The organism is Micromonospora sp. NPDC049662, from assembly GCF_040675055.1.
Lineage (GTDB): Bacteria > Actinomycetota > Actinomycetes > Mycobacteriales > Micromonosporaceae > Micromonospora.
The window spans coordinates 198,501-217,224 of sequence record NZ_JBFAOC010000005.1 but is presented as its reverse complement, the minus strand read 5'-3'; the positions used below and the strand labels follow the sequence as shown (position 1 = coordinate 217,224).

At 71.1% G+C, this 18,724-nt stretch carries 19 protein-coding genes; 12 read left to right on the top strand and 7 right to left on the bottom strand.

Annotation, left to right across the window (positions count from 1 at the left end):
• Positions 1-63: 63 nt before the first annotated feature.
• Positions 64-1,647, bottom strand: coding sequence for an acyl-CoA carboxylase subunit beta (locus tag AB0J36_RS06465; RefSeq protein WP_357130232.1), 1,584 nt, complete (start codon positions 1,645-1,647; stop codon positions 64-66).
• An 85-nt stretch (positions 1,648-1,732) separates the two neighbouring features.
• Here AB0J36_RS06465 and AB0J36_RS06460 point away from each other — a divergent pair, with 85 nt between their 5' ends.
• On the top strand, positions 1,733-2,608 hold the full coding sequence (locus AB0J36_RS06460) for a biotin--[acetyl-CoA-carboxylase] ligase (RefSeq protein ID WP_357395904.1): 876 nt from the start codon (positions 1,733-1,735) through the stop codon (positions 2,606-2,608).
• A 176-nt stretch (positions 2,609-2,784) separates the two neighbouring features.
• On the top strand, positions 2,785-3,357 hold the full coding sequence (locus AB0J36_RS06455) for a PH domain-containing protein (RefSeq protein WP_357130226.1): 573 nt from the start codon (positions 2,785-2,787) through the stop codon (positions 3,355-3,357).
• Between the two features lie 45 nt (positions 3,358-3,402).
• Here the strand turns inward: AB0J36_RS06455 and AB0J36_RS06450 are convergent, their stop codons facing one another.
• From AB0J36_RS06450 to AB0J36_RS06440, 3 genes are all read right to left on the bottom strand, one after another.
• Entirely contained in the window at positions 3,403-4,050 is a 648-nt protein-coding gene (locus AB0J36_RS06450) for a MaoC/PaaZ C-terminal domain-containing protein (RefSeq protein WP_357130223.1), read from the bottom strand.
• On the bottom strand, positions 4,047-4,745 hold the full coding sequence (locus AB0J36_RS06445) for a GtrA family protein (RefSeq protein ID WP_357130419.1): 699 nt from the start codon (positions 4,743-4,745) through the stop codon (positions 4,047-4,049). Before AB0J36_RS06445 ends, AB0J36_RS06450 begins: the two co-directional genes overlap by 4 nt.
• A gap of 63 nt (positions 4,746-4,808) precedes the next feature.
• Entirely contained in the window at positions 4,809-5,357 is a 549-nt protein-coding gene (locus AB0J36_RS06440; RefSeq protein ID WP_357130220.1) for a GtrA family protein, read from the bottom strand.
• Positions 5,358-5,787: 430 nt separating this feature from the next.
• Between AB0J36_RS06440 and AB0J36_RS06435 the strand changes: the two genes are divergently transcribed.
• The 4 genes from AB0J36_RS06435 (at position 5,788) to AB0J36_RS06420 (ending at position 11,224) form a co-directional block, all read left to right on the top strand.
• Positions 5,788-7,638, top strand: coding sequence for a phosphoenolpyruvate carboxykinase (GTP) (locus AB0J36_RS06435; protein WP_357130217.1), 1,851 nt, complete (start codon positions 5,788-5,790; stop codon positions 7,636-7,638).
• 31 nt (positions 7,639-7,669) lie between these two features.
• A complete protein-coding gene (locus tag AB0J36_RS06430; RefSeq protein WP_357395908.1) occupies positions 7,670-8,530 on the top strand; it encodes a hypothetical protein in 861 nt (286 codons plus the stop codon).
• Positions 8,531-9,279: 749 nt separating this feature from the next.
• Positions 9,280-10,422, top strand: a complete 1,143-nt coding sequence (locus AB0J36_RS06425; protein WP_357130211.1) for a geranylgeranyl reductase family protein — start codon at positions 9,280-9,282, stop codon at positions 10,420-10,422.
• A 31-nt stretch (positions 10,423-10,453) separates the two neighbouring features.
• Positions 10,454-11,224, top strand: a complete 771-nt coding sequence (locus AB0J36_RS06420; RefSeq protein ID WP_357130208.1) for an isoprenyl transferase — start codon at positions 10,454-10,456, stop codon at positions 11,222-11,224.
• A 5-nt stretch (positions 11,225-11,229) separates the two neighbouring features.
• Here the strand turns inward: AB0J36_RS06420 and otsB are convergent, their stop codons facing one another.
• The 3 genes from otsB to AB0J36_RS06405 all read right to left on the bottom strand — a co-directional run bounded on the left by otsB (position 11,230) and on the right by AB0J36_RS06405 (position 13,081).
• The gene (gene otsB / locus AB0J36_RS06415; protein ID WP_357174995.1) at positions 11,230-12,054 is read right to left on the bottom strand and encodes a trehalose-phosphatase; all 825 of its coding nucleotides are present in this window, start codon (positions 12,052-12,054) and stop codon (positions 11,230-11,232) included.
• 67 nt (positions 12,055-12,121) lie between these two features.
• On the bottom strand, positions 12,122-12,475 hold the full coding sequence (locus tag AB0J36_RS06410; RefSeq protein ID WP_357130202.1) for a hypothetical protein: 354 nt from the start codon (positions 12,473-12,475) through the stop codon (positions 12,122-12,124).
• A 162-nt stretch (positions 12,476-12,637) separates the two neighbouring features.
• The gene (locus AB0J36_RS06405) at positions 12,638-13,081 is read right to left on the bottom strand and encodes an XRE family transcriptional regulator (protein WP_266248891.1); all 444 of its coding nucleotides are present in this window, start codon (positions 13,079-13,081) and stop codon (positions 12,638-12,640) included.
• A gap of 264 nt (positions 13,082-13,345) precedes the next feature.
• Between AB0J36_RS06405 and AB0J36_RS06400 the strand changes: the two genes are divergently transcribed.
• The 6 genes from AB0J36_RS06400 (at position 13,346) to AB0J36_RS06375 (ending at position 18,724) form a co-directional block, all read left to right on the top strand.
• Positions 13,346-13,702, top strand: a complete 357-nt coding sequence (locus AB0J36_RS06400; protein ID WP_355048876.1) for a hypothetical protein — start codon at positions 13,346-13,348, stop codon at positions 13,700-13,702.
• Positions 13,703-13,733: 31 nt separating this feature from the next.
• Positions 13,734-14,087: a hypothetical protein gene (locus AB0J36_RS06395; RefSeq protein WP_357130198.1), complete on the top strand. Its 354-nt coding sequence runs from the start codon at positions 13,734-13,736 to the stop codon at positions 14,085-14,087.
• Between the two features lie 432 nt (positions 14,088-14,519).
• A complete protein-coding gene (locus AB0J36_RS06390; RefSeq protein WP_357130195.1) occupies positions 14,520-15,935 on the top strand; it encodes a PhoH family protein in 1,416 nt (471 codons plus the stop codon).
• A gap of 278 nt (positions 15,936-16,213) precedes the next feature.
• Positions 16,214-16,888 carry a lytic transglycosylase domain-containing protein gene (locus AB0J36_RS06385; protein WP_357130192.1) on the top strand — a complete coding sequence of 225 codons (675 nt, stop codon included), beginning with the start codon at positions 16,214-16,216 and terminating at the stop codon, positions 16,886-16,888.
• A gap of 108 nt (positions 16,889-16,996) precedes the next feature.
• Positions 16,997-17,650 (top strand): rhomboid family intramembrane serine protease, encoded by a 654-nt coding sequence (locus tag AB0J36_RS06380; RefSeq protein WP_357130188.1) that lies wholly within the window; start codon positions 16,997-16,999, stop codon positions 17,648-17,650.
• Between the two features lie 105 nt (positions 17,651-17,755).
• The gene (locus AB0J36_RS06375; RefSeq protein ID WP_357130186.1) at positions 17,756-18,724 is read left to right on the top strand and encodes an NAD(P)/FAD-dependent oxidoreductase; all 969 of its coding nucleotides are present in this window, start codon (positions 17,756-17,758) and stop codon (positions 18,722-18,724) included.

The following is an 18,724-nucleotide window of genomic DNA, read 5'->3' as shown; positions in this document are numbered from 1 at the left end:
AAGCGCGACCACGCCGGAGCACGCCGGAGCGCGACGACGCCAGAGCGCGACCGGGCGCCAGGGTCAGAGCGGGATGTTGCCGTGCTTCTTCGGGGGCAGGGTTTCCCGCTTCGTGCGCAGGACGCGCAGCGCCCGGACGATCTGCGTACGCGTCTCGTGCGGCGCGATCACCGAGTCGACGTACCCGCGCTCGGCCGCCACGTACGGGTTGGCCAGGGTGTCCTCGTACTCGGCGATCTTCTGGGCCCGGACCGCCGCCGGGTCCTCGGCGCCGGCCAGCTCGGAGCGGTAGAGGATGTTCACCGCTCCCTGCGCGCCCATCACGGCGATCTGCGCGGTCGGCCACGCGAAGTTCAGGTCCGCGCCGAGGTGCTTCGAGCCCATCACGTCGTACGCCCCGCCGTAGGCCTTGCGGGTGATCACGGTGACCTTGGGGACGGTCGCCTCGGCGTACGCGTAGATGAGCTTGGCGCCCCGGCGGATGATGCCGTCCCACTCCTGGCCGGTCCCGGGCAGGAACCCGGGCACGTCGACGAAGGTCAGCACCGGGATGTTGAACGCGTCGCAGGTGCGCACGAACCGGGCTGCCTTCTCGGAGGCGGCGATGTCCAGGGTGCCGGCGAAGTGCATCGGCTGGTTGGCGACCACGCCGACCGGGCGGCCCTCCACCCGGCCGTAGCCGATGACGATGTTCTGCGCGTAGAGCGGCTGGACCTCGAGGAACTCCCCGTCGTCCAGGACGTGCTCGATGACGGTGTGGATGTCGTACGGCTGGTTGGCCGAGTCCGGGATGAGCGTGTCCAGCTCACGGTCCTCGTCGGTGACGTCGAGATCCGCGTCAACGGAGAAGACGACCGGCTCGTCGAGGTTGTTCGACGGCAGGTACGACAGCAGCGCCTTGACGTAGTCGACCGCGTCGTCCTCGTCGTTGGCGAGGTAGTGCGCGTTGCCGCTGCGGGTGTTGTGCGTACGGGCCCCGCCCAGCTCCTCCATCCCGACGTCCTCGCCGGTGACCGTCTTGATCACGTCGGGGCCGGTGATGAACATGTGGGAGGTCTGGTCGACCATGACGGTGAAGTCGGTGACCGCCGGGGAGTAGACCGCGCCGCCGGCGCAGGGCCCCATCACCAGCGAGATCTGCGGGATGACGCCGGACGCCCGCACGTTCCGGAAGAAGATCTCCCCGTACCGGCCGAGCGACACCACGCCCTCCTGGATGCGGGCGCCGCCGGAGTCGTTGATGCCGATCACCGGGCAACCGATCTTCATGGCGAGGTCCATCACCTTGACGATCTTCTCGCCGAAGACCTCGCCGAGCGAGCCGCCGAAGACGGTGAAGTCCTGGGCGAAGACGCACACCTGCCGGCCGTCGACCGTGCCGTAGCCGGTCACCACGCCGTCGCCGTACGGGCGGTTGCGCTCCAGCCCGAAGGCCGTGGACCGGTGCCGGGCCAGCCCGTCCAGCTCAACGAAGGAACCCTCGTCGAGCAGCATGTCGATCCGCTCGCGGGCGGTCTTCTTGCCCCGGGCGTGCTGCTTCTCGACCGCGCGCGCCGACCCGGCGTGCACCGCCTCGTCGACCCGGCGCTCCAGGTCCGCCAGCTTGCCGGCAGTGCTGTGGATGTTGGTCCCGGTCTCGGTAGTCACCCAGGGAATATAACGATGGTTCAGGTGGGAGCGTCTGTGCAGTACGCCTCAACGCCGGCACCGCTCGCCGCCGTAGGCTGACGGGATGCCGGGCTCCCCGTACACCGATCTGGACCGACCGCCGCTGTCGGCGGCCCGGCTGCGGCGCGCGCTGGTCGCGCCGAACGGACCGTGGGCCCGCCTGGAGCTGCACGCCGAGACGGGCTCCACGAACGCGGACGTGTCCGAGGCCGCCGCCACGGGCGAGCCGGAGGGGCTGGTCGTGGTCGCGGAGCGGCAGACCGCCGGGCGGGGTCGGCGCGGCCGGGTCTGGCAGTCGCCGCCGCGCGCGGGCATCGCCACCAGCGTCCTGCTGCGGCCCGGCGAGGCCGTGCCGGACCGCGACTGGGCGGCGGTTCCACCCACGGGGTACGGCTGGCTGCCGCTTCTCGCGGGCGTCGCGCTGGTCGAGGCGGTGGCCCGGCTGGCCGAGCTGGACGCCGCTCTGAAGTGGCCCAACGATCTGCTGATCGGCGACGCGAAGTGTGCCGGTGTGCTGGCCGAGGCGGTGCCGGGGCGCTCGCCGGCCCAACCGCCCGCCATCGTCCTCGGCATCGGCCTCAACGTGACCCTGCGGGCCGACGAACTGCCGGTGAACCCGACCGGGTTGCCGGCCACCTCGCTGCAACTGGCCGGCGCGGCGGCCACCGACCGGGATCCGCTGCTCCGGGCGCTGCTGCGCTCGGTGGCGGACTGGTACGACCGCTGGCGCACCGCCGGCGGGGACGCCGAGGCGAGCGGCCTGCGCGACGCCTACCTGGCGTCCTGCGCGACGATCGGTCGCGAGGTACGGGTCCTGCTGCCCAACGGCGAGACCCAAACCGGCACCGCATCCGGCATCGACGCTGACGGCCAACTCCAACTAACCACCCCCACCGGAACCCGATCCATCGCCGCCGGAGACGTCCTCCACCTGCGCTAGCCCTCCCTGCGCGGCGATCTTGCACTTTCTGTCGTGGCGTACCGGGCTCAAGGCCGCGTAACGGCGACCGAAAGTGCAAGATCGCGGAAGCTCGGGTGGGGCCGCGTGGCGGATGTCGCCGAGTGGCCTTCGGGGATTACGGTCGGCGCGTCAAAGAAAAGGCGTTGGAGGTTGTCGTGGCGTTCCCCGAAGACGTGCTCACGAAGGACGAGCACGTCGTGCTGCACCTACACCCGCACTGGAAGGCTCTGGTCCGGCCGATCCTGGTGCTGGTCCTCGCCATCGCCGCCGTGGTGGTCGGCGTGCTCCTGCTGCCCGAGAGTTCCGGCGGTTCGATCGCGTTGGCCGTGATCGGCGCGATCGGCCTGGTCGCGGTCCTCTGGCTCGGTCTGTGGCCGTTCCTGGTCTGGCGTACCACCCATTACCTGTTCACCAACGAGCGCGTGCTGTTGCAGCAGGGTGTGTTCTCCCGGGACCGGCGGGACCTCCCGCTCACCCGGATCAACGACCACTCGATGAACCAGCACTTCTTCGAGCGGATGCTCGGCTGCGGCACCCTCACCATCGAGTCCGCCGGCGAACGCGGCCAGTCGGTGCTCAAGGACGTACCGGGGGTCGGCCGGGTGCAGACCACCCTCTACGAGCTGGTCGAGGCGCAGCACGACAAGCACTCGCTGGGCGACGGGGAGATGCGCGACATCCTCGCCGACATGCGCGAGGGCAAGCCGTTGCGCGACACCACGAGCTGAGCCGATCGGCGCTGACCACTCCGGCCCGAGGACGGGTCGGAGTGGTCAGGTGTGCTGACCTGCCCCGGCCGCCGCCGGCCCTGCCGCAGCCTGTTCCGCCGCAGCCGGCTCTACTCCAGCCGGCTCTGCCCCAGCCTGTTCTGGCGGAGCGGGAGCCGGATCGGTCGAGGACGGCCCGGCCTCGGGGTCTGTCTCGACCGGCCGTAGCGCGAACCAGCCACGGAAGCGGGTCCGCAGCACCTCCTGCTCGGGCTGGTTGTCCGGGCCGAGGCGGAGCATGGTGCCGGTGAGGATGACGGTGCCGAGCCCCGCGCGAGCGTCCGAGGGGCGGGCGCCCATCACGTCGACCCGGACGGCGAGACGGTCACCGGCCCGGACCGGGGCGAGCCACCGCAACTCCTCCAGGCCGGGGGAGGCGTCCGCCGCCGCGCGGGACAGCAGGTGATCGACGTACGCCCGCATGAACAGGCTGACCGTGTAGAAGCCGCTGGCGATCACCCCGCCGTACCGACTGGCCTCGGCCAGCTCCTGGTCGACGTGGTACCACTGCGGGTCGAAGCGTCGGGCGAAGGCCCGCATCTCGTCGCCGTCCACGGTCACCGTCCCGAGGTCGACGGTGAGCCCCGGAACGAGGTCCTCGAAGAACAGCTCGGCGGCCGCTCCGGTGCCGGAGCGGGGGGCGGGAGCCGTCACCGGCGGGGTGCGCGACGCGTGCCGGCGTGCAGCTCCGCGGCGAGTTCCGCGTCCAGGTCGGCGGTCATCGGCCGCCCCTGCACGGGAGCGGCGCCGGTCGGGCCGGGTGTCGGGCCGGGCCGGTCGGCGGACTGCGCCTCTTCCAGCTCGGAGACCGATTCGGCCAGCTCGGCGACCGGGTCCATCTCGGCCATGGTGTCCCACTCGTCACGCGGGATGTCGTGCCAGGTGGGCTCGGTCTTCGTGGCGTCCGCGGCCGGTGCGACGGGCTGGAAGACGAAGGTGCGGTACGACCAGAACCGGAACAGGGTGCCCAGCAGGACACCGGCGGTCTTCGCCACGTTCAGCGCCAGCAGGCCGTGTACGCCGAGGCCGTACTTGGCTGCGGCCACCGCGCCCAGTTCGATGAGCAGGCCGGCACCGTTGAACAGGAAGAACAGGACGTACTCCCGGCGAAGCGCCGATTTCGGGCGATCCCGGTACGTCCAGTGACGATTCATCAGGTACGACGTGATCGTCGCGACGAGGGTCGCGATCACGTTCGCCTTCAACTGACCGTTGACGAAAACGGTAAGTGCAAGGACATTGAACACGGCGTAATTGATGACGGTGTTCACACCGCCGACGATGCCGAATTTGAGCGCCTCGTGGATGAACTTCTGCCAGCGCTCAGGCAGCAGACGGACAAGACGCATGCGAAACACCTTAGGGCAGTCGGTGAAGCCGGCGATCACCGGCCGGACGAGGTGGGCGGCAGGTCACGCCCCGTGATCCCGGTCGTGCTCCACCTGCGGAACGACCGGTGTTCCCGCTTCGACGAAGACGAACCGCCGGTAGGACCAGAATCGGAACAGCGTCCCGAGGCCGGTGCCCACGACGAAGCTGGCGATGTTGTCGGCGAGCTGCGTCTGGAACACCGCCGGCCAGATGCTGCCGAGCCCGTACCGGCTGATCGCGAGGCAGCCCACCGCGATCCCCAGGCCGACAGCGTTGAAGAAGAAGAACAGCGCGTACTCCCGCGCCGGGTTGCTGCGTTGGCGGTGCCGCCAGGTCCAGAAGCGGTTGCCCAGGAAGGCGAAGGTCGCAGCGATCACGGTCGAGATCGTCTTCGCCGTCACCTGCTCCATGCCGCGCGCGGTCGTCAGGTAGTTGAAGAGCGCGAAGTCGACGAGGAAGGCAATCCCGCCCACCGTGGCGAACTTGCTCAACTCGCGCACGAGGTGACCGAAACGGTCGAGCAGTGCGCGGACCAGACCCGGTCGGGTCTGCCGGGGGCCCGGTTGCTCCCCGGTCATCGTGGCGGCCACGGGGCGAGCCTACCGGCTGTGGACGTGTCGGCGGGGGAGCAACGGCGAGGGGGACATCGTCGCCTATGGCGGCCCTGTCAGTCGGTGTGCCGCCGTTGAACGCAGCGTAACCAGAAGGGAGGACTGACGCGGCTCGGAACGGGAATCCGCGAACCGGTCGGCAGGGTGGGTTGACGGCCCGACCGCAACACGCGTCGACCGGGGGTGCACAACAAGATTTGCGTGAAACTGCGCAGGAAAGCGGGTATCAGATCGTGATGCCGCAGCGTGGCCGTACCTTGTGCAGTTCTTCACAACCAGTCCCACTGACTCGGAAGGCTGCCCGGTTTACGCTGAGCCCAATCCCAGGTTTCCACGAAGGCGGCGCTTCGCGTCGCTGAGACTCGTGCATCCCATAGATCGGTCAGCGTCGACCACAAGGAGATGTGTCATGGTTGCTCCGGCTGTAGTGCGGGGTATCGATCAGGCCCCGACGTCCCATCCGAAACTGCTTGCCTGGGTCCGTGAGGTCGCGGAACTGACCACCCCCGACCGGGTCGTGTGGGTGGACGGGTCCGACGAGGAGTGGCGCCGCCTCACCGATGAGCTGGTCGAGGCCGGCACCCTCATCCGGTTGAACCCGGAGAAGAAGCCGAACTCGTTCTACGCGCGCACCGACCCGTCCGACGTCGCGCGGGTCGAGGAGCGCACCTACATCTGCTCTGTCGACGAGGCGGACGCCGGCCCCACCAACAACTGGATGGCGCCGGCCGAGATGAAGCGGACGATGACCGAGCTGTACCGCGGCTCGATGCGCGGTCGCACCATGTACGTCATCCCGTTCGTGATGGGCCCGGTCGAGGCCGAGAGCCCGATGTTCGGTGTCGAGATCACCGACAGCCCGTACGTGGTGGCGTCGATGCGCATCATGACCCGGATGGGCGCGGCGATCCTCGAGGCGATGGGCGACGACGCGGACTTCGTGCACGCGCTGCACTCGATCGGCGCCCCGCTCGCTCCGGGCCAGCAGGACGTGCCGTGGCCCTGCAACGAGACCAAGTACATCTCGCACTTCCCGGAGACCCGCGAGATCTGGTCGTACGGCTCCGGGTACGGCGGCAACTCGCTGCTCGGCAAGAAGTGCTACTCGCTGCGTATCGCCAGCGTGATGGGCCGGGACGAGGGCTGGCTCGCCGAGCACATGCTCATCCTCAAGATCACCTCGCCGGAGGGCAAGGTCCACCACATCGCCGGGGCCTTCCCGTCCGCCTGCGGCAAGACCAACCTGGCTATGGTGGAGCCGACCATCCCGGGCTGGAAGGTCGAGACCATCGGCGACGACATCGCCTGGATGCGGTTCGGCCCGGACGGCCGGCTCTACGCGGTGAACCCGGAGTACGGCCTCTTCGGCGTCGCGCCCGGCACCGACTGGAAGACCAACGCCAACGCCATGCGCACGCTGGACCGCGGCAACTCGGTCTTCACCAACGTGGGCCTCACCGACGACGGGGACGTCTGGTGGGAGGGCATGGGGGAGCCCCCGGCGCACCTGATCGACTGGAAGGGCAACGACTGGACGCCGGAGAGCGACAGCCTCTCCTCGCACGCGAACAGCCGGTTCTGCACCCCGATCACGCAGTGCCCCATCCTCGCCGACGAGTACTTCGACCCGAACGGCGTACCGATCGACGCGATCCTCTTCGGTGGCCGCCGCAAGGACACCATTCCGCTGGTGACCGAGGCTCGCGACTGGGTGCACGGCGTCTACATGGGCGCGACGCTCTCGTCCGAGACGACGGCCGCCGCGTCCGGCGCGGTGGGTGTGGTCCGCCGCGACCCGATGGCCATGCTGCCCTTCATCGGCTACCACGCGGGCGACTACTTCCGGCACTGGATCGAGATGGGCAAGGGCGCCGACGGCGACGAGGCCAAGCTGCCGAAGATCTACTACGTCAACTGGTTCCGCAAGGATCCGGACGGCTCGTTCCTGTGGCCGGGCTTCGGCGAGAACTCCCGGGTGCTCAAGTGGATCGTCGAGCGGATCGAGGGCACGGCCGACGCGGTCGAGACCCCGGTGGGCATGGTCCCGGCGCAGGACGCGCTCGACGTCGAGGGACTGGACATGACCCCGGAGGACGTCCGGATCGCGCTGAAGGTCGACCCGGACGAGTGGCGCAACGAGCTGCCGATGATCACCGAGTGGTTCGAGAAGTTCGGTGACAAGCTGCCCGGCGTGCTGTGGGCCGAATTGGACGCGCTGCGCGCCCGACTGGACGCGGTACAGCCCCAGCGCCAGGTGTGAACATCGCCCGCCGCGGGCAACAACGGATCCCATGAGGACGGCCGCCGAGACCGAGGTCCGGCGGCCGTCCGCCGTCCGCGCGCTCACCCTCCTGCTCGCGACGACAGCGGCGGCCACCGTCGTGGTCGAGCTGCTCAACTGGTGGTACGCCCCGGAGCAGGGCTTCGGTCTGGCCGTACGCACCGGCTGGGCCATGCTGCGCTCGTTCGGCTTTCTGCTGCTGATCGGGCACGTGCGCAGGGGCCGGACGGTGGCCCGCCCGTTCGGGTTGATCCTCGCGGTCACCACGATCTTCGCCGTTGGCCGGCTGATCGTGCCCCGGCAGGGAGTGCCGCCGCTGCCGGGACTGCTCGGCTTCGCCGCGCTCAGCGCGCTGTGTGTGGCGGTGGTCTGGCTGCTCTACCGCTCGTCGGCGCTCGCCGGGCACCTGGTTCGGCACCGGCCCCGACTGGTCATCGACAAGACCGGCATCTCGTGGCGGGAGACGCCGCCGCGTCGGCCGCAGGCGAGCGCGTGGTTGTTGACCAGCCGCGTGGCGGCGTTCACCTACAGCCCGCTGATGCTGGTGCCGGCGCTGGTGGCCGGGGGTGCCATCCTGGACAATCGCCTCTCCGCCGTGCCGGCCGTGCTGTTCTGGTTCGGCGCCGGCATCGCGGCCAGCTACGCCGTGCTGTTCTGCACCGCGTTCCTGATGCGCGGCAAGGACTGGGCGCGGGGCCTGCTGATCGTCGTCACGCTGGGCGTACTCGCGGTGGACCTGCCGCTGTGCTGGTGGCTGCTGGGCCTGGACGGCCTGATCCGCGACGGCGCCCCGCTGGTGGCCGCCGCGGCCCTGGCCCTCTACGGCCTACGCCGGGCGGCGCGGGCATCCGACGCGGCCATCCCCGCCTGAGAGCCTGCGCGCGTGCCGGCGAAGCGGTCGGTGGGGCTGGCCGGTCGGTGGGGCTGGCCGGTCGGGCTGGCGGGGTTGGTGCGAGCCCTGTCGAGTTGCCCCAAATATGGGCCGCCGGCGGCGCTCGCTTAGCCCTGGCGGCAGCGCGCCGTCGAGCCATCGGAGGCGCGGGGCTGGCGGGGTTGGTGTGAGCCCTGTCGAGTTGCCCCGGATATGGGTCGCCGGCGGTGCGGCTTAGCCTCGGCGGCAGCGCGCCGTCGAGCCATCGGAGCCCCTGCCCCATCTATGGGGCAGCTCGACAGGCAGCGCAGTAGACGGCACGGGTGCCGGAGCCGATCCGCCGGTCCACGCGTCGGCGGGCAGGCGGCAGAGCGGCAGCCGCGTGGGCGGGCGGCAGCGGTGTGTGGCGGGCGGCAGCAGTGTGGGCGGGCGGCAGCAGTGTGGGCGGGCGGCGGCCGTCTGGGTGGCAGCGGGCGGCTGGGCGGGCGGCAGCGGTGCAGCAGAGCGGCAGCCGTGTGGGCGGGCGCCAGAGCGGCAGCCGTGTGGGCGGGCGCCAGAGCGGCAGCCGTGTGGGCGGGCGGCAGAGCGGCAGCCGTGTGGGCGGGCGGCAGAGCGGCGGCCGTGTGGGCGGGCGGTCAGGGGGCAGGATGACGGGTGACGTCGGTCACCGTGGCCGGTGTCGACGGCCCAGGTGATCGCCGGGCGGGACGGGTACGAGCCGTGCCGCCCCGGTCGGAGGGAGGCGCGCGGTGAGCGACGAGTTCGACGTGGTGGTGGTCGGTGCCGGGCCGGCCGGGGCGGCCGCCGCCCTGACGGCCCGCCGGGCGGGTGCCAGCGTGTTGCTGCTGGACCGTGCCGATTTTCCTCGGGACAAGGCGTGCGGCGACGGGATCGCTGCGCACTCGGTGGACGTCCTCAACGAGTTGGGCGTGACCGAGGCGGTGGCCGGGTACGCCCCGCTGCCCGCGCTGCGGATGGTCGCTCCGGGCGGCCAGGCGGTGGCTCGGGCGCTGCCCCGGCCGGCGTACACCGTGCCCCGGGAGGTCTTCGACGCGCGGCTGGTGGCCGCGGCGGTGGCCGCCGGCGCGCAGTTGCGTCGGCACAGCGTCCGCCGGGTCCAGCCGCGTGGCGACCGGGTGGTGCTCGACGGAGAGCTGTCCGGCCGGGTGGTGGTGGGCGCGGACGGCGCCGGGTCGGTGGTGCGCCGGGCCCTCGGCCACCCCGTCAACCCCGACCGGCACCTCGCGCTGGCCATCCGTGGGTACGCGCCCGCGCTGCCCGGCCCACCCGAGCAGCTCATCGTGACCTCCAAGGCGCGCTGGCCGGCGTACGCCTGGTCGTTTCCGATCGGCGACGGGCGGGCGAACGTCGGGTACGGGGAGGTGCTGCGCGGCGAGCCGCTGAGCCGCGCCTACCTGCTGGATCGACTGGCCGCGCTGCTGCCCGGCACCGACCTGTCGACGGTGACCGCGTTGCGCGCCCACCACCTGCCGCTGTCCACGCACCGGCCGGCGCCGGGTCGGGACCGCACCCTGCTGGCCGGCGACGCCCTGTCGCTGATCAATCCGTTCACCGGGGAGGGCATCTTCTACGCGCTGCTCTCCGGAGCGTTGGCCGGGGCCGCTGCGGCTCGGGAACCGGAGGCGGCGGCCCGCCGCTACGCTGCGGGTCTGCGTCGTCGCCTCGGCACACACCTGCGCCACAGCTCGGTGGCCGCCTGGTTGGCGCGGCGGCGACGAGTGGTCGACGCCGCGGTCCGGGCGGCCCGTCGGGACGACCGGGTGTTCGACGACGTGGTCGAGTTGGGGCTTGGCGACGGGCGGCTCACCGCCCGTACGCTGGGCATGATCGGCATCGAACTGTCCGGCGGGGATCGCCCTCCGAAGGGGTGATCCGGCGGGCGGGTCGCTACGCTGCTAGGTGATGACGCTGCGGAACCTTATCTACTCCGTGTACGAGCGCCGGCTCACCGCGAAGCTCGCGGGCAAGCCGGTGCCCCGGCACGTCGGGGTGATGTGCGACGGCAACCGCCGGTGGGCCCGCGAGATGGGCTACGTCGACCCGAACGACGGGCACCGGGTCGGCGCGGCGAAGATCAAGCATGTCCTCGGGTGGTGTGACCAGGCCGGTATCGGCCACGTCACGCTCTACCTGCTCGCCACCGACAACCTGCGCCGCCCTGCCAGCGAACTGGACCCGCTGCTGCAGATCATCGAGGACCTGGTGGTGGAGCTGGCGGAGGAGGGCAACCCCTGGCGGCTGCGCATCGTCGGCGCGCTCGACCTGCTGCCCGCCCAGACCGCCGCGGCGCTCAAGGGCGCCGAGGAGCGTACCCGGGACCGCAGCGGCGGCGCGGAGGTCAACATCGCGGTCGGCTACGGCGGCCGGCGGGAGATCACCGATGCCGTCCGCTCGCTGCTGCTGGAGCACGCCGCATCCGGCGGCACCCTCGAGGAGTTGGCCGAGGTGCTGGACGTCGAGCACATCGCCGAACACCTCTATACCCGTGGCCAGCCCGACCCCGACCTGGTCATCCGTACGAGTGGGGAGCAGCGACTGTCCGGGTTCATGCTGTGGCAGTCCGCGCACTCGGAGTTCTACTTCTGCGAGCTGAACTGGCCGGATTTCCGGCACATCGACTTCCTGCGGGCGCTGCGCTCGTACGCCACCCGCCAGCGCCGCTACGGCGCTTGACGGCCTCAGGGGAGCTGGTCCAGGGCCCGGGTCAGGAAGTCCCCCAGCGCGGCCGGTGACTCGATGGTCAGGTCGGCCGCGTCGGCCACCTCCTGGCCGGTCTCCGGGTTGGCCACGGCCACACAGACACCGAAGAAGTCCGGGTCGCCCTCGGCGCGGGCGCGTAGCGCCGCGAACGCCTTGATGTCGGAGACGTCGTCGCCGAAGTACCAGGCGCCGCTGGCGCTCTGGACCACCTCGCCGATCACCATCCCCTTGTCCCGGTCGACCGGTGGCTTGAGCTCCAGCACCATCCGACCGGCCTGCACCCGCAGCCCCAGGCGGTCGGCCTGCGCCTGACCCCACTGCTGCACCGTCGCACCGAGCTGCGGGGCCGTACGCCAGTGCAGCGCGACGGAGAGCCGCTTGAACTCGACGAGGGCGCCGGGTGGCAGCTCCTCGCGCGCCAGGTCGGCCAACTCGGCCATGGTGGGCACCCAGGGCAGGGCGGTGGGCTCGGTGACGGTCTCACCACCGGAGTGGCTGTGCTCCAGGCCGTAGAGGCCGTACAGGTCCACGCCGCTCAGCTCACCGAGGCGGTCGCGGAGGAACTCGACGGGCCGCGCGGAGACGATCGCGATCCGCCGCACCACCGGGGCCAGCGCCTCGATCGCGGCGAGCGCGTTCGGCGCGGGACGGACCGCCGTCGGATCGTCGTCGACGGGCGCGAGGGTGCCGTCGAAGTCGAAGAAGAGCACGGTCCCACCGGCCCGGCCGGCGGTTATCTGCCAAGCCTGGTCGGCGTTCAACGGGGTCCTCGGCTGGTGGTTGCCCAGATTCAACGGCGGCACGCGCGTCAGCGTACCCCGGCGTTGGAGGCTCATTCCTGGCCGAGCGGACCCACCCGGCGGCGCTCGGTCAGCGTTCGGCGGCTCCTCGTCCACGGCGTCCGAACGGCACCACCGCCGCCTCCTGTCCGTGGCTGAGCAGGTAGCCCTCCACGAACCCGGTGTTTCGATCCCCGGTGTGGGTCTCGATTTCGTTGAGGCGTGCCACCAGGAACTCGGTGAGCGCGCTGAGCCGGTCGTTGAGCCGCTCGTGCAGTTCCGCGACGACGGCCAGGATGACCGCCGTACCGGCGCTGGTGAGCGCGAGAAGGTTGACGAGCAGCGGCAGCTGCCCACCGTTGACCGCGAGGGTCACCACGTTGCCGGTCGCCCACAGTGTCATCGACACCGTGGCGACCACGACTCCCCACCACTTCAGGGTCATGGACAGACCCCTCCTTCTGTCCCGCAGGGCTAGGTTCGGCCTTGTCCCGTCCCCCCGCCGATGACGAGCCCAAGCAGTACGAATAGGGACGCTAGCGTGCCCGTTCCTGCCCCGGAGCGAAACGAATGAACCTGACCAGGCGTTCTTTCGCCATCTGAGGAACTACCCGGCTTGATTGCCTCTATTTCGGACATCGACCGGCAGCGTTGGGCGGTATGCGAGGTATCTAATGGTTTCGCGGATGTGGAACTTCTCCGCGTCCGACACGTTCGGGTCGACCAGGCGGCGCAGCAGGGCCTCCACGTCCGGGTCCATCGGAGGGGCCGGCTGTCCGGCGCGCGGGCCGCTGGCGGTGCGGTCCCAACCCAGCGCGGCGAAGGCGGCGGCGGGGTTCAGCCCCAGGCCCTCGCAGAAGGCGACCACCCGTTCGGCCTCGGGGTCGCTGGCCCAGTCGCCACGGACCCACCGGTTGATGGTCTGCCGGGAGACGCCGGTACGCCGGGACACCTCGGTGCCGCTCCAGGCGCGCGTGGCCCGCGCCTCGTCGAGGGCGCGCCGAACGAAGGTGGCGAAGGCGATTTTTCGCGCGTTGGCCGTCTCGGTCACCCCGTGACGGTACGACCAGCCGTCAGCGGATGTTTGCCCAGGCACGCTGCTGTCACGCGGACGTGACGGCACTCTCGGATTCGTAACCAACGATCCAGCGCCGCTTTCGAGGGGTGTCACCCGGGCAGAATAGATGCCCGTCGTGGCGAATGTAAGGGGACGAAAAGCTGATACTGTCACGCTCATGGGACAATCTACGGTGTGTCACGTGCATGAGACGACTGGTGCTCACATGCGTCACGCCCCCGGTGCCGAGGGGGTGTGGTGACCGAGCTCGCCACCCGAGCCCAGGCCTTCGGGCTGATCGCCGAGGGAGTGGCAGCGGGGCTGAGTGCCCCGTGGCGCCTCTACCTTGCCCGAGGTTGCCGATACCTGTCGCTGAGCGTCGGCGACCGCACCGAGTGGAACGCCTGGCGTACCCACCTCGGCTGCCCCGAGTTGAGCGTCCGGGTCTACGACGCCGGCGGGGAGATCCGTCGATCCTCGGTCGCCGAGGTCGTGCTGGACGGCTGTCGGATCACCGTCGAGCTGGTCGAGGAGGTCAGCACCGACGACCTGGACCGGCTGCTGGTCGCGGACCCCACGGCCGACCCCACCACGGTCGAGCCGGAGGAGCGATGAGCCGGCGTCCGGGCCGGGCGGGGGGCGCCCGATGAGCCCGTTCCTCGTGGTCTTCCTCGTCCTGGTGCTCGGTGCCACCAGCTACGCCGCCGGTCGCCTGCACGGCCAGCTCAGCTACCGCATCGGCTATCGCTTCGGTTACCGCCAGGGTTACTTCGACGGGGACCGGGGCGCCTGGAACCGCCGCCGTCGCGACGCCCAGGCGGCGATCGCCTCCGCGTTGTCGGTCTCCTCCCCGGGGGCCGTCCGCTCCGCCGGCACGGTCGTCCGCCCCGACGCGGTGACCCGCCCCGGCACCACCTACACCGGCTCGTCGTTCACCGCGCCGGCTGCCCCGATCACCGGGCGGCACCCGACCGGCACGCTCGTTCGACGAACCGGCTGAGCCGGCTGGCGGGTCGCCTCCGAGCGTCCCGCCGACCGGCACGCGGGAACGCGGTGCGTCGTCCGCGGCGGACACGCACCGTCGGGGCCACGTCAGACCGGTGGCGGCGGCCCCGCCGGCCGGGATGCGCGCAGGGGGCATGCATCCCGGCCGGCTCGCCGCGCCCGGCCGCCACGGTGCCGCACGTCGCGCGTCGTCCCGCGCCGGCTCGTCGGTCCGGCGCTGTTCACACGGCCGTCTCCAGAGATCCACGATCGCCCCTAGCCGGGACGGTCCTGCGCCGCTAGCGTCTAGGCATGGCGCGGGGTTCTCCCGAGCCAGCCGGTCCACCCGGATCTGCGACCTCGCGCACGGGGTTCCGCATCCGACCCCTCCGGGCACCGGACGAGGCGGAAAACGGGTGGCCGGGTGCCCATCCGTCGGAGCAGGCCTGTGACGACTCGCCGTACCACCGCCGGTGCCGACCAGACCCCGGCCGCGACTGCCACGACCCGCCGCGCCGCCCGGAGCCGCCGTGCGGCGGACGCCGCGCCGGCCGAGAACAAGGAGCCCCGACCAGCGGGGCAGGCCTTCGTTCTCGACACCTCCGTGCTGCTGTCCGACCCGGCGGCGTTCCACCGCTTCGCCGAGCACGAGGTGGTGCTGCCACTGGTGGTCATCACCGAGTTGGAGGGCAAGCGGCACCATCCGGAGCTGGGCTGGTTCGCCCGGCAGTCGTTGCGGATGCTCGACGAACTGCGCATCCGGCACGGCCGCCTCGACCGACCGGTACCCGCCAACGACGCGGGCGGGACGCTGCGGGTGGAGCTGAACCACACCGACGACGGCGTACTGCCCCCCGGGTTCCGCACCGAGAGCAACGACGCCCGGATCCTGTCGGTGGCGCTCAACCTCGCCGCCGAGGGGCGGGACGTCACGCTGGTCAGCAAGGACATGCCGCTGCGGGTCAAGGCCGCCTCGGTGGGTCTGCGCGCCGACGAGTACCGCCACGGTCAGGCCAGCGACCCGACCTGGACCGGCATGTCGGAGATGGAGCTGGGCGAGGAGCAGATCGGCCAGTTGTACGCGGGCGAGACGCTCGACCTGGACGAGGCGGCCGGGCTGCCCTGCCACACCGGGCTGGTGCTGCACTCGGCGCGCGGCTCGGCGCTCGGGCGGGTGCTGCCCGACAAGTCGGTCCGCCTGGTCCGGGGCGACCGTGAGGCGTTCGGGCTGCACGGCCGCTCGGCCGAGCAGCGAATCGCCCTCGACCTGCTGCTCGACGAGACGATCGGGATCGTCTCGCTGGGCGGCCGGGCCGGCACCGGCAAGTCGGCGTTGGCGCTCTGCGCCGGCCTGGAGGCCGTGATGGAGCGTCGCCGGCACAAGAAGGTGATCGTCTTCCGCCCGCTCTACGCCGTCGGTGGTCAGGAGCTGGGCTATCTGCCCGGGTCGGAGTCGGAGAAGATGTCGCCCTGGGCGCAGGCGGTCTTCGACACGCTCGGCGCGGTCGTGCACGAGAACGTGCTGGAGGAGGTCACCTCGCGGGGCATCCTCGAGGTGCTGCCGCTGACCCACATCCGGGGGCGCAGCCTGCACGACGCCTACGTGATCGTGGACGAGGCCCAGTCGTTGGAGCGCGGGGTGCTGCTCACCGTGCTGTCCCGGATCGGGCAGGGGTCCCGGGTGGTGCTCACCCACGACGTGGCCCAGCGGGACAATCTGCGGGTCGGCCGGCACGACGGTGTGACCGCGGTGATCGAGGCGTTGAAGGGCCATCCGCTCTTCGCCCACGTCACGCTCAGCCGTTCGGAGCGGTCGCCGATCGCCGCCATGGTGACCGATCTTCTCGAGGACATCCCGCAGTGATGGGGGTTTTGTAGCATTTCGTCCCTATTCTAAGTGTGGCGCAGATCACAAACGGCGCGGTCGGTTTCCCATGTGCCTCACTGTGCGCGATGGTGTCCCACGAGCGCCCACGCACCACAGGCATCGTCGGTGATCGCTCGCCCGAGGTCAGGGCGGCATCAGTGGCGATCGGTGCGTCGGCGCGACCGGCTCACCGGTCGGGGCGCTCACGGCACGGCTGAGGGCTGACGTGGCCCGGCGCCGCGCCGTGTCCTTGCCCCCGACGAAGGGACCACTTCGTGAGTCGGCTGTGGAGCCGGTTGGGTGCCCGTACGGCCGCTGTCGCGTTGCTCTCCGTGGGCGTCGCCGGTGGCTTCTACCTGGGCGAAGACCGGGAAACTCAGCAGCAGGGCCTGACCGCGCAGGTCGGCGTCGAGGTCGACCGCGTCGACTTCGCCTACCAGCGCGAGCGCCAGGCCAGCCACCAGGTCGCGTTCGCGCGGCAGCGGGCCGCCGAGTACCAGGCCAAGCTGCGGGCGGCCCAGGCGGCCAAGGAGGCCGCTGAGCGGGCCCGCAGGGCCGAGGCCGCCGCCGCGTCGCGCAAGCGCGAGCGGGAAGAGGCGGAGAAGGCCGCCAAGCCGTACGACGGGCCGATCCCGGCCTCCTGCGCCGAGTACAGCGGCAACCGCAAGATCGGTTGTGCGCTGATGCTCGAGAAGGGCTTCGGCATCGCCGAGTTCCCCTGCCTCGAGAAGCTCTGGACCAAGGAGAGCGGCTGGAACCACAAGGCCGCCAACCCCATCGGCGCGTACGGCATTCCGCAGTCACTGCCGGGCAGCAAGATGGGCACGGTCGCCGACGACTGGCGCACCAACCCGGCCACCCAGATCATCTGGGGCCTGGGCTACATCAAGGGCAAGTACAAGACGCCCTGTGGCGCCTGGACCTACTTCCAGAACAACAACCACTACTGACGACGTACGACGGCGGGGCGGGTGGGCGACCACCCGCCCCGCCGTCGCGCGTAACCCCGGTCAGGACGTGAGTGGCGGTCGGCCCCTTTTGCTGATAGCAGTTGGGGGGTGAGCCTGCATCCGCCAAGCGGCGACCCGTTCCGGTTCGGCACCGAGGCGTTCTACGCCGCCCTCGGCCGGGCCTTCGTCGCCATGTGCGCGGTGGTCCCGTTCCTCTTCCTCATCGAGGCGATCGACCAGGGGCTCGCGTTCGGCCTGGACGCGACCGCCGGCATCATCCCGCACCGCATCGACGGCCTCGACGGTGTCTTCTTCTCGCCGTTCCTGCACCACGGCTTCGACCACCTCTACAGCAACAGCATCCCGCTGATCCTGCTGGGCACCTTCGTGCTGGCCGCCGGCGCCCGGCGGTTCCTGTGGTCGACCCTGGTCATCATCCTGGTCTCCGGCCTCGGGGTCTGGTTCACCGGCTCACCCAACTCGGTGGTGGTCGGCGCGAGCGGGGTGATCTTCGGCTACCTGGGCATCCTGCTCACCCGCGGCATCGTCGAGCGCAGTTGGTGGAACTTCGCCGTCTTCCTGCTCGTCGGCCTGCTCTACGGCTGGCAGCTCGTCGGCATCCTCCCCACCGACGAGCGGATCTCCTGGCAGGGGCACCTGTTCGGGTTGCTCGGCGGCGTGGTGGCCGCGATCCTGTTCCGCCGCCGCCGACCCACGGTGGACGGTCCGGACTACTCGGGATCCACCCTCAGCCTGCCCTGACCTGCTTGTCGGCGCGCCCCTGGGACATGCTTGCCCGACCGCCGCGCCCCGCCTACCGTCGAGATCAGCACGCGTTGATCCGCGAGCGGAAAGCGACGGTACGCCATGCGCGAGGTCGATGTCGCCGTGATCGGAGCCGGTCCCGCCGGCCTCTTCGCCGCGTACTACGCCGGGTTCCGGGGCCTGTCCGTGGCGGTGATCGACGCCCTTCCGGAGCCGGGCGGCCAGGTCACCGCCATGTACCCGGAGAAGCTGATCCTCGACGTGGCCGGCTTCCCCGCCGTCAAGGGTCGTGACCTGGTCGCCAACCTGGTCGCCCAGGCGGCGCCCTTCGCTCCGCGGTACCTGCTCGGCACGAGGGCCGAGAAGCTGTCGTACACCGATGACCGGCCGGTGCTCGGCCTGGCCGGCGGTGAGCAGCTCGGCTGCGGCGCGGTCGTGGTCACCGGCGGGCTCGGCAGCTTCAGCCCACGGCCGCTGCCCTGCGCCGACGGCGCCCCCGGTGCCGGCATCGTCTACTTCGTGACCGACCCGGCCGAGCTGACCGACCGGGACGTGCTCATCGTCGGCGGCGGCGACTCGGCCTTCGACTGGGCGCTGGCCCTGCAACCGCTGGCCCGCTCGGTGACCCTCGTGCACCGTCGGGAGAAGTTCCGGGCGCACGCCTCGACGGTCGCCCGGGTGCTGTCGCTGCCGGTGCGGGTGATCGTGAACGCCGAGGTCACCCGCCTGATCGGGGACGCTGAGGTGACTGGCGCCGAGGTGACCGTGCGCGGCGGCGCGGCCGAGACCCTGCCGGTGGACACGGTTGTCGCCGCCCTCGGCTTCACCGCCGACCTTGGCCCCCTCGCCGAATGGGGGCTCCGGCTCGACCGCCGGCACATCGTGGTGGACAGCGCGATGGCGACGAACCTGCCGAGGGTCTTCGCGGCCGGCGACATCACCGAGTACCCGGGCAAGGTGCGCCTGATCGCCACCGGCTTCGGCGAGGCCGCCACGGCCGTCAACAACGCGGCGGTCGCCATCGACCCGAGCGCGCACCTGTTCCCCGGGCACTCCTCCGACGTGGGCTGA